The 16712-nt window shown below is 63.5% G+C and carries 16 protein-coding genes; 5 read left to right on the top strand and 11 right to left on the bottom strand.

All coding sequences use genetic code 11. The annotated features are described in order from the left end of the window. The first annotated feature begins 1 nt into the window (after position 1). Together AWB66_RS32745 and AWB66_RS01055 are read left to right on the top strand one after the other, a co-directional pair. Positions 2 to 589 (top strand): tetratricopeptide repeat protein, encoded by a 588-nt coding sequence (locus AWB66_RS32745; protein ID WP_125469628.1) that lies wholly within the window; start codon positions 2 to 4, stop codon positions 587 to 589. 13 nt (positions 590 to 602) lie between these two features. After that, positions 603 to 965: a hypothetical protein gene (locus AWB66_RS01055; RefSeq protein ID WP_087628401.1), complete on the top strand. Its 363-nt coding sequence runs from the start codon at positions 603 to 605 to the stop codon at positions 963 to 965. A gap of 131 nt (positions 966 to 1096) precedes the next feature. Here AWB66_RS01055 and AWB66_RS01050 read toward each other — a convergent pair whose 3' ends face one another. From AWB66_RS01050 to AWB66_RS32740, 8 genes are all read right to left on the bottom strand, one after another. Then, a complete protein-coding gene (locus AWB66_RS01050; RefSeq protein WP_087628400.1) occupies positions 1097 to 1357 on the bottom strand; it encodes a hypothetical protein in 261 nt (86 codons plus the stop codon). Positions 1358 to 1361: 4 nt separating this feature from the next. Further along, positions 1362 to 1517 carry a hypothetical protein gene (locus AWB66_RS33930; protein WP_200818896.1) on the bottom strand — a complete coding sequence of 52 codons (156 nt, stop codon included), beginning with the start codon at positions 1515 to 1517 and terminating at the stop codon, positions 1362 to 1364. Then, positions 1514 to 2167, bottom strand: coding sequence for a sarcosine oxidase subunit gamma (locus AWB66_RS01045; protein WP_087628399.1), 654 nt, complete (start codon positions 2165 to 2167; stop codon positions 1514 to 1516). Before AWB66_RS01045 ends, AWB66_RS33930 begins: the two co-directional genes overlap by 4 nt. After that, positions 2157 to 5159 (bottom strand): sarcosine oxidase subunit alpha family protein, encoded by a 3003-nt coding sequence (locus AWB66_RS01040; RefSeq protein WP_087628398.1) that lies wholly within the window; start codon positions 5157 to 5159, stop codon positions 2157 to 2159. The genes AWB66_RS01045 and AWB66_RS01040 overlap by 11 nt, the downstream gene beginning before the upstream one ends. Beyond that, the gene (locus AWB66_RS01035) at positions 5156 to 5455 is read right to left on the bottom strand and encodes a sarcosine oxidase subunit delta (RefSeq protein ID WP_087628397.1); all 300 of its coding nucleotides are present in this window, start codon (positions 5453 to 5455) and stop codon (positions 5156 to 5158) included. The genes AWB66_RS01040 and AWB66_RS01035 overlap by 4 nt, the downstream gene beginning before the upstream one ends. Before the next feature lie 18 nt (positions 5456 to 5473). Beyond that, positions 5474 to 6718 carry a sarcosine oxidase subunit beta family protein gene (locus tag AWB66_RS01030; RefSeq protein ID WP_087628396.1) on the bottom strand — a complete coding sequence of 415 codons (1245 nt, stop codon included), beginning with the start codon at positions 6716 to 6718 and terminating at the stop codon, positions 5474 to 5476. Positions 6719 to 6759: 41 nt separating this feature from the next. After that, entirely contained in the window at positions 6760 to 8154 is a 1395-nt protein-coding gene (locus tag AWB66_RS01025; RefSeq protein ID WP_087628395.1) for an L-serine ammonia-lyase, read from the bottom strand. Positions 8155 to 8385: 231 nt separating this feature from the next. Next, a complete protein-coding gene (locus tag AWB66_RS32740; RefSeq protein WP_143328341.1) occupies positions 8386 to 8796 on the bottom strand; it encodes a hypothetical protein in 411 nt (136 codons plus the stop codon). A 459-nt stretch (positions 8797 to 9255) separates the two neighbouring features. Here AWB66_RS32740 and AWB66_RS01015 point away from each other — a divergent pair, with 459 nt between their 5' ends. Further along, a complete protein-coding gene (locus AWB66_RS01015) occupies positions 9256 to 10335 on the top strand; it encodes a GlxA family transcriptional regulator (protein ID WP_087628393.1) in 1080 nt (359 codons plus the stop codon). 17 nt (positions 10336 to 10352) lie between these two features. Continuing rightward, positions 10353 to 11108 carry a class II aldolase/adducin family protein gene (locus AWB66_RS01010; RefSeq protein ID WP_087628392.1) on the top strand — a complete coding sequence of 252 codons (756 nt, stop codon included), beginning with the start codon at positions 10353 to 10355 and terminating at the stop codon, positions 11106 to 11108. A 241-nt stretch (positions 11109 to 11349) separates the two neighbouring features. Here AWB66_RS01010 and AWB66_RS01005 read toward each other — a convergent pair whose 3' ends face one another. From AWB66_RS01005 to AWB66_RS00995, 3 genes are read right to left on the bottom strand one after another with little or no spacing between them, the layout of a single operon-like run. Continuing rightward, positions 11350 to 12342 (bottom strand): GlxA family transcriptional regulator, encoded by a 993-nt coding sequence (locus AWB66_RS01005; RefSeq protein ID WP_087628391.1) that lies wholly within the window; start codon positions 12340 to 12342, stop codon positions 11350 to 11352. A gap of 7 nt (positions 12343 to 12349) precedes the next feature. Then, positions 12350 to 13252, bottom strand: a complete 903-nt coding sequence (gene choW / locus AWB66_RS01000) for a choline ABC transporter permease subunit (RefSeq protein ID WP_087628390.1) — start codon at positions 13250 to 13252, stop codon at positions 12350 to 12352. Continuing rightward, complete coding sequence (locus AWB66_RS00995) at positions 13245 to 14423, bottom strand: quaternary amine ABC transporter ATP-binding protein (protein WP_087628389.1); 1179 nt, start codon at positions 14421 to 14423, stop codon at positions 13245 to 13247. Before AWB66_RS00995 ends, choW begins: the two co-directional genes overlap by 8 nt. Positions 14424 to 14760: 337 nt before the next feature. Here AWB66_RS00995 and AWB66_RS00990 point away from each other — a divergent pair, with 337 nt between their 5' ends. Beyond that, positions 14761 to 16704, top strand: a complete 1944-nt coding sequence (locus tag AWB66_RS00990) for a methyl-accepting chemotaxis protein (RefSeq protein ID WP_143328340.1) — start codon at positions 14761 to 14763, stop codon at positions 16702 to 16704. The last annotated feature ends 8 nt before the right edge of the window (positions 16705 to 16712 follow it).

The raw sequence follows: 16712 nt of genomic DNA, 5'->3' as shown, positions 1-16712 counted from the left end.
CATGACCGACTACGCTTATCCGAATGAACATGACTTCTTGGCAGACAACGCCCGGCTGCATAAGATCGCAGACGCCCTGCAACGATCCGACGCAATCGCTCCAGAGATGATAGAAGCAGCACTAAGCCGTGACCCGGAAGATAGCCGCTTATGGTTTCTACAAGGCGCAAATCTTGCCAGCGTCGGCAAATTCGACACTGCGCGTCAGGCGTTTCTGCGTTGCACGTCGAAGGAGCCTGCATTGCACGCTGCCTGGTTTATGCTCGGCCTTCTCGAACTTTTCGAAGGTCACGTGAACGAAGCGATCGTCGCCTGGAAGGCGCTAGATGCGCTCGAGCCGAACGATGCCTTACGCCTCTGCGCGCACGGCTTGTTTCTGCTCGTCTATGACGAAATCGATCAGGCGGCGGAGCGACTTCGCCTGGCGCTTCAATGCAACACGCTCAATCCGGCCCTGAATGAATACATGAGCGCCACGCTGAAATCGATCGAGGAGCGAGACACCAGGCCGGACGTGGCGTCAGCCAATCCGGCGACGCATCGCCATCTGCTATTGGCCGGATACGCGTCCAGCACGGCGCGGCATTGAAGCGAGTACTCAAATGGATTCCGTGTCTACGGTGAACCGGGTCATCGTGATCCTGCGTCAGGCGCTGCAGGAGCGCGACCGCATGGCTTGCATCGTCGATTGCTCGCGTGAGGTTCGCAACAAAGGCTTGGGCAAAGGGCCGCACGCAAGTTCAAACGACGCAGCAGCGAATCTGCAAGGACTGATTCTGTCATTGCAAGACAGCGGCGTGAGCGACGCACGCAGTCTCATGCGATTTATGGTGGAAGGGATGCTTGCCGAGGAGTTCGGGCATGAAACGAGAAACGACCCGGAGTTTCAGCGAATGGTTGTCGAAGTGCATCAAGCGCTGATCGACAGCGCCAGCATTCGGGCGTTGTTCGATAGCCTGCTGTAGTACGCTGAGCGTCGCATTGCCATATGGCCGATACGTTGCCTGATGAGTGCCGCCCCGCCATTCTCAACGCAGCAGCGAGGTGCAAATAATCCAATGTGCCGGACAACACAACCGTGCACGAACACCAGCGATCACCTCACCCGCGCCCGCGCAGCAAGCACCACGCGCGCCAGCGCTTCATGACTGAGCCGCGCGGCCACCCTGCGCGCATATTCGTGATGCCGCTCATCGAGCGGCGCCCCGAGATACTGCGCATGAAGATACCGGATCAGCGCGATCTTCCGATGCTTGAGCGCAATGCTCTGTTCGAGCAAGGCCACCGCCGCACTCACGTCGCGTTGCTTGCAGGCAAGCTCGGAGAGCCGCGAAGTTTCAACCCGCGTCGACAGCATGACGTCATGGCTCCCGCATCGACCACGCCTCGAAGTCCGCGCGCCGCCAGTCGAGTTCGATACCCGGCCGCCGCGTGCCTTCGCGCGTATCCACGGCCAGCTCATCGACGGCGATGCGCCAGCCGCGTCCTCCCGGAGACAACGGTTCGAACGGCTTCACGACATCAGCGGTTCGGCCGCATCGAGCATGATCTTCACGAAGTAATCCGCGAAGCTGCGGCGCACGATCAGTTCGAAGCTGTCGTCGCCGGTCGGCAGCAGCGTCAGCGATGCCTTGAAGTAATGGCTCTGCGCGCATTGCCCCCGGCCGAACAGCTTCGGATGCAGGTCGAGCGGACAGCCGCGCGACAGCACCTCGCGCGTGCGCGTACCGGTGATGTCGAGCACCGTGTAGCCGCTGCCGATATCCACCGCCGACGCAAACACGCCCTTGAACGCGGCAATCAGCTTGCCTTGCAGCGGTGCCGTGCGCGATGCATCGTGCGCCGTGGCCGAACGCATGAGCCACTCGTCGGGGCCGAGCCACAGCACGTCGTAGCCATTGCCTTGCGCGATCGTGTTCGGCTTCTCCGGCGGACGGCAGCCGATCACGCTTTCCGCCGCGCTCATGAACGCAGCATCGCGCGTGTCGCCGCGCACGATCACCAGTTCGAGAAACGGCCGCTCGGACAGACGAAACGCTTTCGATGCCGTCGCCTGATGCTTCTTCAGCAGCGCGTCCACACCGACGAGCGGCGACTCCTGCCACACACCCTGACCCGCGATGGCGCGATCCACGACCGTCGACGAACCTCTGGTTTCATTCCACATGTTGACGTGCTCCTTCGCTGTCGTAGAACACCGAGCTGGTGATTTTTGCTGCAACCTGCTTGCCGCCCGCGAGCGGGATCGTGACCGATTCGCCGATCTTGTCGAGCCCGCCCTTCACGACGGCAAGCGCGATCGAGCGCTTCAGAATGGGGCTGTAGTAGCTCGACGTGACGTGCCCGAGCATCGGTGCGGTCTCGCCCTGCAAAGGACCTGCGATGATCTGCGAGCCCTCGGGAATCACGATCGTCGGATCGTCGGAAAGCAGGCCGACGAACTGCTTGCGCCCCGCCTTCGACGTGTCCGAACGCGCGAGCGAACGCTTGCCGAGAAAGTCCTTCGACTTCGCGACGAGGCCGCCCATGCCGAGGTCGTAGGGTGTCATCGATCCGTCCGTGTCCTGGCCGACGATGATGTAGCCCTTCTCCGCACGCAGCACGTGCATCGTTTCGGTGCCGTACGGCGTGATGTCGAATTCGGCGCCGGCCGTCATGATCGCTTCCCACACCGCGCGTCCCACGTTCGCCGGCACGTTCACTTCATAAGCGAGTTCGCCCGAGAAGCTGATGCGCATCACGCGCGATGCCGCGCCCGCGACCGTGCCTTCGCGATAGCTCATGAACGGGAATGCGGCGTTCGCGAAGTCGATGTCGTGACAAACCTTCTGCAATACCTTGCGGCTGTTCGGACCGACCACCGCGAACGTCGCCCAGTGATCCGTCACCGATGCGAGGCGCACGCGCATGTCGGGCCATTCCGTTTGCAGCCACCGTTCGAGCCACGTGAGGACGCGCGCCGCGCCGCCGGTGGTCGTCGTCATCATGTAGTGCTGGTCGGCGAGGCGCACGGTCACGCCGTCGTCGAAGATCATGCCGTTCTCGTCGAGCATCAGGCCATAGCGGCACTTGCCGACTTCCAGCTTGCTCCACGGATTCGTATAGACCCAGTTCAGCAACTTCGCCGAATCCGGACCCTGGATGTCGATCTTGCCGAGCGTCGAGGCATCGAGAATGCCGACGCTCTGGCGCACCGCGAGCGATTCTCGCGCGACGGCCGCGTGCATGTCCTCGCCCGCCTTCGGGTAATACCAGGGACGCTTCCAGTTGCCGACATCTTCGAACGCCGCGCCGTTCTCGACGTGCCATTCGTGGACCGCCGTCTTGCGCACCGGATCGAGGAACTCGCCGAGTTCGCGCCCGGCAAACGTGCCGAAGGTAACCGGCGTGTAGTTCGGGCGGAAGGTCGTCGTGCCGGTCTCGGGAATCGTCTTGCCGAGCGCCTGCGCGAGAATCGCCATGCCGTTGATGTTGCCGAGCTTGCCCTGATCGGTGCCGAAGCCCATCGCCGTGTAGCGCTTCACGTGCTCGACGGATTCGAAGCCTTCGCGCGCGGCGAGGAAGATGTCGGCAGCGGACACGTCGTTCTGATAGTCGATGAACTGCTTCGGACCGCGCGTCGCGAGTTCGCGTCCGCCGACGAGCCACAGCGGCTGCATCGGCGCTTCGGTGATCTCGGCGACGTGCACCGGATTCGGACGCGTCACGATGTGACCCACCGCGCGCGCCGCCTCGACGCCCGCATCGACCGCGAAGCGGATGCCGCGCGCCAGCGCGAATTCGCCCGCGCATGCGCCGACGCTGCTCTCTGCCTGCATCGCCTTGCCGGGCACGAAGCACGCTTTCTCGTCGTGCCAGTGCGCCTTGCCGCCCGACTGCGCGAAGAGGTGCAGCACCGGGCTCCAGCCGCCTGACATCGCGACCAGATCGCAATTCAGTTCGGCCTGTTTCGCGCCGACCGTGCCGTTCGAATACGCGGCGACATCGACGGATCCAACGCGCAGCTTGCCATGCGCCGCTGTGATGACAGCACCGGTCATCAGCTTGACGCCGTGGCGTCGTGCGAGCGCGGGCAGCGTGCCTTTCGACTCGCCAGCGCGCGGATCGACGACCGTCACCTGCGCGCCCGCCGCTTTCAGATCGAGCGCGCATTGATAGCCGTCGTCGTTGTTCGCGAACACGACCACATTGCGCCCCGGCAGCACCGCAAACCGATGCAGATAAGTCGACACGGCCGACGCCAGCATGATGCCCGGCAGATCGTTATTGCCGAAGACGATGGGCCGCTCGTGCGCGCCCGTCGCGAGGATCACGCGTTTGGCGCGCACCTTCCACATCAGCTCGCGGGTTCCCTTGCGCATGGACACCGGCAGATGGTCGGTGAGCTTCTGCGTGATCGTCACGAGGTTGTGGTCCTGATAGCCGAACGCGTTGCTGCGCGAAAGAATCTTGACCTCGGGCATCTTGCGCAATTCGGCTTCGATGCGCTGCACCCATTGCAGCGCCGGCCTGCCGTCGATCTCCGCGCGGCACGACAAGAGCGAGCCGCCGAGTTCGTGCTGATCGTCGACGAGCATCACGCGCGCGCCCGACAAACCCGCCGCATGCGCTGCCGCCAGCCCCGACGGTCCGCCGCCGACCACCAGCACGTCGCAATGCGCGAAACACTTGTCGTAGCGATCGGCGTCGAGCTGCTCGGGCGCGCGGCCGAGACCCGCCGCATCGCGGATCACTTCTTCGTACTTCGGCCAGAGCTTGCGCGGCCACATGAACGTCTTGTAGTAGAAGCCCGCCGGAATGAAGCGCGCGATCTTTTGATTGACCGCCATGCGATCGTTCTCGATGTTCGGCTTTGCGTTCACGCTCGTCGCGACGAGTCCCTGATACAGCTCGATCTCGGTCGCGCGCGCATTCGGCACCGTGTAGGCGCCGGTTTCGAGTTGCACGACGGCGTTCGGTTCCTCGACGCCCGCCGTCACGATGCCACGCGGCCGGTGATACTTCCAGCTACGCGCAACGAAGTGCTGGCCGTTCGCGAGCAAGGCGGAGGCGAGCGTGTCGCCCTGAAAGCCCTGATAGGTGCGGCCGTTGAACGTGAAGGTCAGCGGGATCGCGCGGTTGATGCGTCCGCCCGTGGCGAGTCGGTCTTTCTGGCTCATTTCGTCGTGCCCTCGTTGCTATCCATGACGGCCAGCGGACGGTCGAACGTCTCGTAGCCCTGAATCTCGTAGCTCACCGTGTCGCGCTGCGCCTTGAACCAGCGGCGGCATCCTTGCGCGTGCATCCATTGCTCGCGATGCACGCCGCGCGAATTCTTGCGCATGAAGAGGTAGTCGCCCCATTCGCGGTCGGTGAGCTTGTCGGTGTCGAGCGGTCGCGCGATGTCGGCTTCGCCGCCGCACGAGAATTCGGTTTCGGCGCGCGGCCCGCACCAGGGGCATTCGATCAGCAGCATGTGTTATCTCCCGTGGCGTTAGTGGGCAACGGCAGCAGCGCCGTGCTCGTCGATCAGATGACCGGTATAGAAGCGGTCGAGCGAGAACGCCGCGTTCAATGCATGCGGCTCGTCCTTCGCGATGGTGTGCGCGTAAGCCCAGCCCGAGCCCGGCGTCGCCTTGAAGCCGCCGGTGCCCCAGCCGCAGTTGAAGTAAAGACCCTTCACGTCGGTCTTGCTGATGATCGGGCACGCGTCCGGAGACAGATCGACGATGCCGCCCCATTGCCGGTTCATCCGCACGCGCGAGAACACTGGGAACATTTCGACGATCGCTTCGAGCGTCCCTTCGATGGTCTGGAAGCTGCCGCGCTGCCCGAAGCCCGTGTATTGATCGACGCCCGCGCCGATCACGAGGTCGCCCTTGTCGGACTGGCTGATGTACGCGTGCACTGCGTTCGACATCACCACCGTGTTGACCACCGGCTTGATCGGCTCGGAGACGAGCGCCTGAAGCGGATGGCTTTCGAGCGGCAGACGGATGCCTGCCATGTCCGCGAGCGTGGACGTGTTGCCCGCCGCGACCACCGCAACCTTCTTCGCCTTGATGAAGCCCTTAGTCGTCTCGACGCCCGTCACCTGGCTGCCGTCGCGACGGATGCCCGTGACCTGGCAGTTCTGCACGATATCCACGCCCGCCTGATCCGCACCGCGCGCGAAGCCCCACGCCACCGCATCGTGACGCGCGACGCCGCCGCGACGCTGGATCGACGCGCCCAGCACCGGATAGCGGCTGTTCAGGTTGATGGTCGGTTCGAGTTCCTTGATCTGTGCGGGCGTGAGGAACTCGGCATCGACGCCGTTCAGCCGGTTCGCATTCACGCGGCGCTCGGTATCGCGCACGTCCTGCAGCGTATGCGCGAGGTTCATCACGCCGCGCTGGCTGAACATCACGTTGTAGTTGAGGTCTTGCGAAAGCCCTTCCCACAGCTTCATCGCCTTCTCGTAGAGCGCGGCCGATTCGTCCCACAGATAGTTCGAACGCACGATGGTCGTGTTGCGCGCCGTATTGCCGCCGCCGATCCAGCCCTTCTCCAGCACCGCGACGTTGCGAATCCCGTGTTCCTTCGCGAGGTAATACGCGGTGGCAAGCCCATGCCCGCCGCCGCCGACGATCACGACGTCGTATTCACGCTTCGGCTCCGGGCTCTTCCACTGACGCTCCCAGTTCTCGTGATACGACATCCCGTTGCGCAACAGGCTGAAGATCGAATAACGGCTCATGATGTTTCCTTTCCTTCGTGGCGTGCTTAGGCTTGCTGGATTCAGCACTCGATGACGTTCACGGCGAGACCACCGCGCGACGTCTCCTTGTATTTCGTCTTCATGTCCGCGCCGGTCTCGCGCATCGTCTTGATGACGTTGTCGAGCGAGACGTAATGCTGGCCGTCGCCCTTCATCGCCATGCGCGCCGCGTTCAGCGCCTTGATCGCGCCCATCGCGTTGCGTTCGATGCACGGAATCTGCACGAGCCCGCCGACCGGATCGCAGGTCATGCCGAGGTTGTGCTCCATGCCGATTTCGGCGGCGTTCTCGACTTGCGTCGGCGTGCCGCCCATCACGGCAGCGAGCGCGGCGGCGGCCATCGAGCACGCGACGCCGACTTCGCCCTGGCAACCGACTTCGGCGCCCGAGATCGACGCCGTCTCCTTGTAGATGATGCCGATCGCGGCCGCCGTCAGCAGGAACGTGACGATGCCTTCGTCGTTCGCGCTGTGCATGAACTTCACGTAGTAGTGCAGCACTGCCGGGATCACGCCCGCTGCGCCGTTGGTCGGCGCCGTGACGACGCGCCCGCCCGCCGCGTTCTCTTCGTTGACCGCCATCGCGTAGAGGTTGACCCAGTCGAGCATCGAAAGCGGATCGCGCAGCGACTCTTCCGAACGCGAGCGCAATTGCGTGCTGAGATCGGCGGCGCGGCGCTTCACCTTCATCGGACCGGGCAGCTCGCCGCGTACCTTGCAACCGCGCTCGACGCACGCAGCCATCGTGCGCCAGATCGCGAGCATGCCGTCGCGCACGTCCTGTTCGGTGCGCGACGCGCATTCGTTCTTCATCGTGACCTGTGCGATCGAGAGGCCGGTTTCGCGGCACACGCGCATCAGGTCGTCGCCGGTCCGAAACGGATGCGGCACTTCGGCGCCCGCGCGCAGGCCGTTCACGCGATCGCCTTCGCGATTGATCACGAAGCCGCCGCCGACCGAGTAATACTCTTTCTCGACGAGCAACTGGCCGTTCTCGTCGAACGCCTGAAAGCGCATGCCGTTCGGATGCACGATGCTCGATCCGGGCGCGCCCGGCATCAGCTTGCGAAAGAAGCCGAGATGCTCGCGTTCATCGAACTTCACGACGTGCTTGCCGAGCAACGAAAGCTGCTTCGCCTCGCGGATCGCGCGCAGGCGCGGCTCGATGATGTCCGGATCGATGACGTCGGGCAGATTGCCTTCGAGGCCGAGCAGCACGGCCTTGTCGGTGCCGTGACCCTTGCCCGTCGCGCCGAGCGAGCCGAACAGCTCGATCTTGACGCGGCGCACGAACGCGAGCAGGTTGGCGTCCTCGATGTGCGACGCGAAGCGGCATGCGGCGATCATCGGGCCGACCGTATGCGAACTCGACGGTCCGATGCCGATCTTGAACAGATCGAAGACGCTGACGTTCATGGCTTCCTTTGCGGGTTGCGATGCGTTGGGTTCCGGGTATGGCGCTATTGCACCAGCGCAGCGTTTTGGCTGATAGAACAAAAACGGCATGCGAATGGGACGGCGACGTCAGACCGCTCACACGGGGACACGGCGACGGATTTTGCGGTGGTTGTCGAAGCGTTTATTGAAAACGCGCAGGCGGCATCGGACCGCCTGCGAGGCGCCGCGCGCGCCGTGGATGCCTAACGATCAGGCGGTCCCGGCCGAACCTGGAGGATTGAGCATGTACGGAGCGAGAACCTTGCGCACAGGGATCGACAGCGCCTCGGGATGGCTCGCGAACACCGCTTCGAGCCCACGAATCAGCGCATGCAGCGGATCATGCCGATGAATGGGCGCACCGCGCAGTACGAGCGTTTGCGCAGCGGCGATCGGACCGGTCGCGGCGAGCGCGAGCAGCAGAAAGCTGAAGGGCGGCCGAAACAGCCCGTGCCCGAAATGGCGCACGAACCTTTCGACGATTTGCGCCGACATCGCCACAAAAGGCGGCGAGGCGCATAACAAATCGAATTGCGGAGTCGTCGGTCCGCCTTGTGTACCGAATTCGCGGATACTTTCAATATCGCGCGCTAATCGAATCAGCGGCGCGGGGTGCGCCATGATTATCGTTTTTGCGCGCTCACAGAGCACTTGAATTTCTTTTTCGTCTAATACGGGTATTTCTCTCATAACCGGCCTCTCTGGTTTGTTCACCTTGATGGTGATTTCTAAAAGCGCCGGAATGATAAGGAGATCATGAGCGTTGTGCGATCGGATATTCTGTATAAAATCCGAGGCTTATGCGAGATTTTAACCAGACAGCACGCCGCGTCAAGCGCAAAAGGAGAACATTCAATGACTTTGGCGAAGTTGAAAGCGAAATTAAGACTGCCATTCTGACGTCTGGTTACACTTAACTCAGTGCGCATGAGCAAGCAAGTCGTTATATATCGCTACGCTTGTACGATTTCCCCGATACTTCGATCGGTCCGCGCAAACGCCCGGAATATTGCACGCGATAAAATCCGCGCGACGGTCCCGGTGATATGCTTGTCGTAACTCGTCTTTCCGGCTTGGCGCATGAACTCCGCAGAAGCACTTCCTCCCCAATCCATCGACGGCAAATCGAAAGAGCGCATCCGCTTCGGCATCATCCTGCTGCCGAATTTCACGCTGACGGCGTTTTCCGGTTTCGTCGATCTGCTGCGCCTGTCCGCCGACGAAGGCGACTTCAGCAAGCCCGTGCGCTGCTCGTGGAGCGTCATCGGGGAAACCCTTGCACCGGTGCGCGCGAGTTGCGGCATTCAGATCACGCCGTGGGAAACCTTCGATCAGGCCGAGCCGTTCGATTACGTCGTCGTGGTCGGCGGCCTGCTGCATTCGGGGCCGTCCGCGAGCGAGGCCACGCTGCAATTCATCCGCCGCGCCGCCACGACCGACGCAACGCTCGTCGGCATGTGCACCGGTGTGTTCTCGCTGATGCGCGCGGGCGTACTCGGCGGCCATCGCATCTGCGTGAGCTGGTTCCACTACTGGGATTTCGTCGAGCGCTTTCCGGCGGTCGATGAAGCATTGCTGGTCGCGGATCGCCTCTTCGTGATCGACCGGCGGCGCATCACGTGTTCGGGCGGACGCGCGTCGATCGACGTGGCGGCAGCCATCTTGCTGCGCCATTTCGAAACGGCGACGGTGCAAAAGGCGCTGCGCATCCTGCTCGTCGACGACATGCAAAAGGGCAACGCGCCGCAGCCGCATCCGCCGGGTCTCGCGCCCGCCACGCATCCAAAGGTGAAGCGCGCGATCCTTCTGATGGAACAGCACGTCGGCCGTTCGCTGTCGCTCGACGAACTCGCGCACAAGCTCGATCTTTCGACGCGTCAGCTCGAACGGCTGTTCAAGGCCGAGACCGGCAAGGCGCCGCAGGCGTATGCGAAGCAGGTGCGTCTGCGCACGGCCGCGTGGCTGCTGACGAGTTCGGACAAGACCGTCGCGGACATCGCATCGAGCTGCGGTTTCTCCGATGCCTCGCATCTCGGCCGCGAATTTCGCAAGCAGTTCGGCCTGCCGCCGATGATGTATCGCGAGCAGCGCGGCACCGCGGAAGCCGAAGACGCCGCCGAGTACGACGAAACCTTCCCCGGCCGCGCACAGGCACTCTAGCAAAAGGACGAATCCCCATGCCCCCGATGCAGGAAGAATGGACGGTGCGCTGCGAACTTGCGGCGCTGTATCGGCTGGTCGCGCACTTTCGCATGACTGACATGATCGACACGCACATCACGGCGCGCGTGCCCGGTCCCGAGCATCATTTCCTCATCAACCGATATGGCGTGCTGTTCCATGAGATGCGCGCGTCGGACCTCGTGACGATCGACAGCGCGGGGCGCGCCGTGGAAGCCGATGCCGGGATGCATCCCGAGCGCTATCGCGTGAACGCGGCGGGCTTCACGATTCATTCGGCGGTGCACATGGCGCGGCCCGATCTCGTCTGCGTGATTCATACGCACACGTCCGCGGGTTCGGCGGTGTCGGCGCAAAAGCAGGGCCTTTTGCCGATCAGCCAGCACGCCTTGAAGTTCTACGAGCACATTGCGTATCACGACTACGAAGGCATTGCGCTCGACCTCGGCGAACGCGAGCGGCTGGTTGCCGATCTCGGCCCGCACAACGCGATGATCCTGCGCAATCACGGCTTGCTGGTGGGCGGCACGTCGATTCCGGCGGCGTTCCAGGACATCTATTTTCTCGAGCGCGCCTGCGAGATACAGGTGCGCGCGCTTGCCGGCAACGCCGAGCTTTCGTTTCCGCCGGAAGCGGTGCGCCGGTTGACGGCACAGCAATTCGCTCGCGACGAATCGGACAACATCGTGAGCCTGCAATGGCAGGCGGCGCTGCGGCTGATCGAAGGAAGCGGGACCGATTACCGCAGCTGACGCCGTTACTTGCCTGCCACGTAGGCCTTCACGGGAGACCGGTCGTGGCGGCGATGTCGGTCCAGCCGACGTCGGCGAAGCGGAGTCGGCGGCATAGCACGTCGATACGGTGAGCGCGCACAGTGGCGCGAGCCACTTAAGATTCGTTTTTTGGGGCGCTCTCTTGGGGTTTTTTCGAATTGCTTGCTTCGAAGTATTTGATGCTTTTACGTTTCTATAGAAGCACAAACCAAAACCTGGCTTAAGCAGAATGCCGCCTTTCGACACTGGGCGCATGCCCGAACTGAGCGCGGTACGCCTTACTAAAATGACAAGGCGAATGAAACCCGCAAACGGCGGTAACACGGGCAATGGAAGCATCGGTATTGCGCAATAACTCGCGCGCCCGCCGCAGGCGCAAGGTCAAGTAGTAGTGCGTCGGCGAAACGCTAAGGAACGCCTTGAACATCCGCTGCAGATGTCTTTGCGACAACTGGACGAGCCGCGCAAGTTCCTCTAGCGAAAGAGGCTCTTCGATATTCGCCTCCATCAACCGCACGACTTCGATCAACTCGGCACGAGAAAACCCAACCCGCGCATCGACGGGAATATGCTGATAATCGCTCGACCCGCGAATCCGCTCGACGATGAACTGCTCCGACACCTGCGCCGCATGCGATTGCCCGAGCCGCATGCCAACCAGATTGAGCATCAGATCGAGCGGCGCCGTCCCGCCCGTACACGTCACGCGATCGCGATCGATCACGAACAACTCATCGGCGAAACGCACGTGCGGATAGCTCTTGTGCAATGGCGACATATCCTCCCAGTGCACCGTGCATCGATAACCATCGAGCAGGTTCGCCGCGAGCAGCGCATAAGGCCCCGTGCAGATGCCGCCAAGCGGCACACCCCGCGCCGCCACTTCCTGCAACAACGAAATCACTTTCTCGTCGACGTAATCGCGCACATGCCAGCCCGCGCACACGATCAACACATCCGGCATGCCCACTTCGGCGAGCGTCGTCGTCGGCTTGACGGTGATGCCGTTGCTCGCGCGCGCGGGTTCGCCATCCGGCGTGATCACCGACCACGTGTAGTGCTGCGCCCGGCCCACGTAGTTCGCCATGCGCAGCACCTCGACCGCGCTCGTGAACGCGATCATCGAAAAGTTCGGCAGCGTGAGGAAGCCGTAGTGAGCCAGCTTCGATAACGGCGAATCGTTCGTGACAGGCGTGATCGCGTCGCGCTTCATGAGCCGCTCAGCCTTGCTGCGTCGCCGGCGCGCGGCGCACTTTCATGACGCTGCGAAGGCCCGAGAGCAGCGGTGCGCGTGCCATGCCCGGCGAGCGGCCGAAGCTTTCCGTGATGCGGTCGAGAATGATCGCGAGCAACACGACCGACAAGCCGCTTTCGAAACCCAGCCCGATATCGAGCCGCTGAATGCTCGCGAGCACATCGTTGCCGAGACCGCCCGCGCCCACCATCGACGCGATGATCACCATCGAGAGCGCCATCATGATCGTCTGGTTCACGCCGGTCATGATCGAAGGCAGCGCGTTCGGAAACTGCACCTTGTAGAGCAGTTGCCACGGCGTGCAACCGAAGGCCTGTCCCGCTTCGACGATCTCGCGGTTCACATGCTTGATGCCAAGCGACGTGAGACGCACCGCGGGTGGCATCGCGAAGATGACGGTCGAGAGAATCCCCGGCACGCGCCCGAGTCCGAACAGCATCGCAGCCGGAATCAGGTAGACGAACGCGGGCATCGTCTGCATCAGGTCGAGCACGGGGCGCACGGCCATTTCGACGTACTTGCTCTTCGCGGTCCAGATGCCGAGCGGAACGCCGAGCAAGAGGCTGATCAACGTCGACGAAAGCGTGAGGCCGAGTGTGATGACCATCTGGTCCCAGAAACCGGTCCCGTAGATGAGGAGCATGGACAGCAGCGTGAAGAACGCGAAGCGCCAGCCGACGCGCCACAATCCGATGCCGACGAAGAGCGCCATCAGCGCCCACATCGGAATGGCCTGCAGGCCGTGTTCGACCAGGGCGGCAAAGGTCTCGATGACCTTGCCGATGGAATCGAACGTCTTGGCGTCGTGGTCGAGCAGATAGTGGACGCCGTGATCGACCCAGCTACCGAGCGGAATCATTTCAGACATGGGAACCTCGATGGCGCGTTAAAACCTTCAGCACGTTCGTCTTGTTGACCGAACCACAGTAAGAACCGTCGGCCTCGACGACCGGCAGCGGGGCCCGGCTCGCGACGACGCGCGTAACGACGTCGTCGAGCGGCGTCGTGCGATCGATGCACTCGATCTGGTTCACGAGCGGCGACGCGCCGCCCATCGCATCGCGGCACACGAAGCCGCGAATCCTGCGCTCGCCGTCGAGAACGAATGCGTAGTCGGCGCTGCCGTTGAGCGTCGCCGCCACCGACGACGCGTCGATCTGCGGCGAGTGCTTCATCAGCGGCACGGCGTCGGTCTGCATCAGGTCGCCGGCGGTGAGATAGCGGCTCGTGTCGATGCCGTCGAAGAATGCCTGCACGTAGTCGTCGGCGGGATTCGTGATGATTTCCTGCGGCGTGCCGATCTGCACGACACGCCCGCCTTCCATGATCGCGATGCGCGTGCCGATGCGCATCGCCTCTTCCAGATCGTGCGACACGAAGAGAATCGTGCGCTGCTGTTCGCGCTGCAATTCGAGCAGCACGTTCTGCATTTCCTTGCGCTTTAACGGATCGAGCGCGGAGAACGCTTCGTCCATGATCATCAGCGACGGGTTGACCGCCAGCGCCCGCGCAAGCCCGACGCGCTGCTGCATGCCGCCCGAAAGCTGCGCCGGCAGCTTCTGCGCGAACGGCGCGAGCCCGACCTGTTCGAGCACGGTCATCGCGCGCCGCTCGCGTTCCTTGCGCCCGATGCCCGCGACTTCGAGCCCGAACGCGGCGTTCGAGAGCACGGTGCGCTGCGGCATCAGCGCAAACGACTGGAACACCATGCTCATGTCCTTGCGGCGCAGCGCGGTGAGTTCCGAGCGCGGCACCGCGGCGACGTCGCGTCCGTCGATCAGCACCTTGCCGGCCGTCGGCTCGACGAGACGATTGATCAGGCGGATGAGCGTCGACTTGCCGGAGCCGGAGAGGCCCATCAGCACGAAGATCTCGCCTTCCTTCACTTCGAACGACACGTTGTGCACGCCGACAATCTGGCCGGTGCGCGCGAAGACTTCTTCCTTCGTCGCGCCGCCTGCCAGCATGTCGAGTGCCTGTTTGGGGCTCGTGCCGAACACCTTGCACAGCCCTTCGACCACGACCTTGGGGGAATTCATTGAATGCTCTCCTAGCGTGGCGGACGTGCGTCCGCGCCGTGCATACATAGTTGCCAGAAAAAAGTGCGCCTAGCCGACTATTTGCGACAACCACATGAGGAAATACGACACCCGTTTGCGGTGCAGATCGCACCGCGCTGGCCGGAGCCTTGCGGGACAAGGGTTTGCGGACGGTTCCGGTACGTCGGCATGTGGTTTTTGGCGTGTCGTCCTGAGGCAAGTCGTGGCAAATTTCCCGCGAGAAAACGAACGGTCGACCGTAAAGAAGCGCACGCCGGCGCCGTAAACGGTAGTAAGTCCCTATCCCTACAAAATCAGCAAGTCAATTTCATCCATCATGCTCCGCCGCGCGAATGTCGGCACCAAGTTTGCCATTCTCGCGTGCGCGCTCGCCGCCGCGATCATCGCGATCTTCACGATCGCCGTGACCCACTCAGCCGGCGAACAGGTCAACGACCACGCGCTCGCGCGCGTCGAAAGCGACACTCGCTCGATCGCTTCGATGATCGGCCTCTACGACAAGGCGGTCGGCGCCGAAGTCGGGCGCTTCATGTCGATCTTCACGACCGTCGTTCCGAAGGATTTCGCGCTCGACGAAACCAGAACCGTGGACATCGGCGGCGTCGCCACGCCGACGCTCACGGCGGGCGGCACGCCGCTCAACCTCGATTTTTCGATCCCCGACGCGTTCCTCGAAAAGAGCGGCGCCATCGCGACGATCTTCGCCCGCACCGGCGACGACTTCGTGCGCGTGACGACCTCGCTGAAGAAGCAGGACGGGGCGCGCGCGATCGGCACGCTGCTCGACCGCAAGGGCCCGGCCTACGCGCCGGTGCTCGCGGGCAAGTCCTACATCGGCATCGCGGCGCTGTTCGGCAAGCAGTACATCACGGAGTACAAGCCCGTCACCGATGCGTCGGGCCGCGTGATCGCCGCGCTCTTCGTCGGCGTGGACGTGAGCGAGACCTTCGCGAAGCTCCAGCAGAACATCCGCGACCTGAAGATCGGCGAAAACGGCTACTACTTCGTCGTCGATGCGTCGAACAGCGCCAATCGCGGCAAGCTGATCGTGCATCCGGGCGCTGAAGGCCAGCCCGCCGACGAACACGTCGCGCCGTTCGCGCAGATGCTCGACAAGCGCGAGGGACGGCTCGATTTCGACGGCGCCGACATCGCCGGCGCCGATCCGAAAGTGCACGGCGGCGCGAAGGAGATCGTGTTCACGACGGTGCCGGAATGGCAATGGCTCGTCGGCGGCATCGCGTATCGCGACGAGCTGCTCGCCGATGTCCAGGCGAGCCGCAATCGCTTCCTGCTGATCGGGCTCGTCGTGGTCGCAGCGCTCGTCGCGGCGCTGATGTTTGCGGTGCGGCGCCTCGTCGGCGAGCCGCTCGACGAAGTCACGAAGGCCTCCGAGCGGATCGCCGCGGGTGACCTGACCGTGCGCATCGATTCCACCCGCGAGGACGACATCGGCCGCCTGATGCACGCGATCGACGGCATCGCGACGGGACTCGCGCGGATTGTCTCGCAGGTGCGCCACGCGTCGGCGGACATGTCGCACGCGACCGAGCGCATCGCGTCGGGCAGCAGCGACATTTCGCTGCGCATCGCCACGCAGGCGAGCAGCCTCGAAGAAACGGCGGCCAGCATGGAGGAAATCACGTCGACGGTGCAGCAGAACGCCGCCAACACGACGCAGGCGGACAAGCTCGTCGGCTCGGCGTCCGATGCGGCGCGCGCGGGCGGCGAGGCGGTCGGCCGCGTGGTCGCGACGATGAGCGAAATCGACAAGTCGGCGCGCAAGATCGCGGACATCACGTCGGTCATCGAAGGCATCGCGTTCCAGACCAACATCCTCGCGCTCAACGCGGCCGTCGAAGCGGCGCGCGCGGGCGAGCACGGCAAGGGTTTCGCGGTGGTCGCCTCGGAAGTGCGCGGGCTCGCGCAGCGCAGCGCGGCGGCGGTCAAGGAGATCGAGTCGCTGATCGCGGATTCGGTCGGCAAGGTGTCCGACGGCTACCGGATCGCGGAAGAGGCGAGCGGCCGGATGAGTGGCATCGTCGAGCGCGTGGCGCACGTGAACGCGATCATCGGCGAGATCAGCGCGGCGTCGCGCGAGCAGTCGAGCGGCATCGAGCAGGTGAACGTCGCCGTCATGCAGATCGGCGAGGCGACGCAGCAGAACGCGGCGCTCGTCGGCGAGGCGGAGCATTCGGCCGCCGATTTGCGCGATCAGGCCGAGCGTCTCGCGCAGGCGGTGAGCGTGTTCAGGGTCTGATTCCGGCG

The organism is Caballeronia telluris (assembly GCF_001544495.1).
In the GTDB taxonomy this organism is placed as follows: Bacteria; Pseudomonadota; Gammaproteobacteria; order Burkholderiales; family Burkholderiaceae; genus Caballeronia; species Caballeronia telluris.
Note: the sequence above shows the minus strand (reverse complement) of the source record. Positions and strands in the feature narration are given on the sequence as shown.

What these genes read in the sequence shown, in the direction of transcription:
- AWB66_RS01025 (WP_087628395.1), bottom strand. Translation starts at nt 8,154, where the DNA reads ATGAACGTCAGCGTCTTCGATCTGTTCAAGATCGGCATCGGACCGTCG.
- AWB66_RS01055 (WP_087628401.1), top strand. Translation starts at nt 603, where the DNA reads ATGGATTCCGTGTCTACGGTGAACCGGGTCATCGTGATCCTGCGTCAG.
- AWB66_RS01010 (WP_087628392.1), top strand. Translation starts at nt 10,353, where the DNA reads ATGCCCCCGATGCAGGAAGAATGGACGGTGCGCTGCGAACTTGCGGCG.
- AWB66_RS00990 (WP_143328340.1), top strand. Translation starts at nt 14,761, where the DNA reads ATGCTCCGCCGCGCGAATGTCGGCACCAAGTTTGCCATTCTCGCGTGC.
- AWB66_RS01030 (WP_087628396.1), bottom strand. Translation starts at nt 6,718, where the DNA reads ATGAGCCGTTATTCGATCTTCAGCCTGTTGCGCAACGGGATGTCGTAT.
- choW (WP_087628390.1), bottom strand. Translation starts at nt 13,252, where the DNA reads ATGTCTGAAATGATTCCGCTCGGTAGCTGGGTCGATCACGGCGTCCAC.
- AWB66_RS01015 (WP_087628393.1), top strand. Translation starts at nt 9,256, where the DNA reads ATGAACTCCGCAGAAGCACTTCCTCCCCAATCCATCGACGGCAAATCG.
- AWB66_RS01005 (WP_087628391.1), bottom strand. Translation starts at nt 12,342, where the DNA reads ATGAAGCGCGACGCGATCACGCCTGTCACGAACGATTCGCCGTTATCG.
- AWB66_RS32745 (WP_125469628.1), top strand. Translation starts at nt 2, where the DNA reads ATGACCGACTACGCTTATCCGAATGAACATGACTTCTTGGCAGACAAC.
- AWB66_RS01040 (WP_087628398.1), bottom strand. Translation starts at nt 5,159, where the DNA reads ATGAGCCAGAAAGACCGACTCGCCACGGGCGGACGCATCAACCGCGCG.
- AWB66_RS01035 (WP_087628397.1), bottom strand. Translation starts at nt 5,455, where the DNA reads ATGCTGCTGATCGAATGCCCCTGGTGCGGGCCGCGCGCCGAAACCGAA.
- AWB66_RS01045 (WP_087628399.1), bottom strand. Translation starts at nt 2,167, where the DNA reads ATGTGGAATGAAACCAGAGGTTCGTCGACGGTCGTGGATCGCGCCATC.
- AWB66_RS01050 (WP_087628400.1), bottom strand. Translation starts at nt 1,357, where the DNA reads ATGCTGTCGACGCGGGTTGAAACTTCGCGGCTCTCCGAGCTTGCCTGC.
- AWB66_RS32740 (WP_143328341.1), bottom strand. Translation starts at nt 8,796, where the DNA reads ATGGCGCACCCCGCGCCGCTGATTCGATTAGCGCGCGATATTGAAAGT.
- AWB66_RS00995 (WP_087628389.1), bottom strand. Translation starts at nt 14,423, where the DNA reads ATGAATTCCCCCAAGGTCGTGGTCGAAGGGCTGTGCAAGGTGTTCGGC.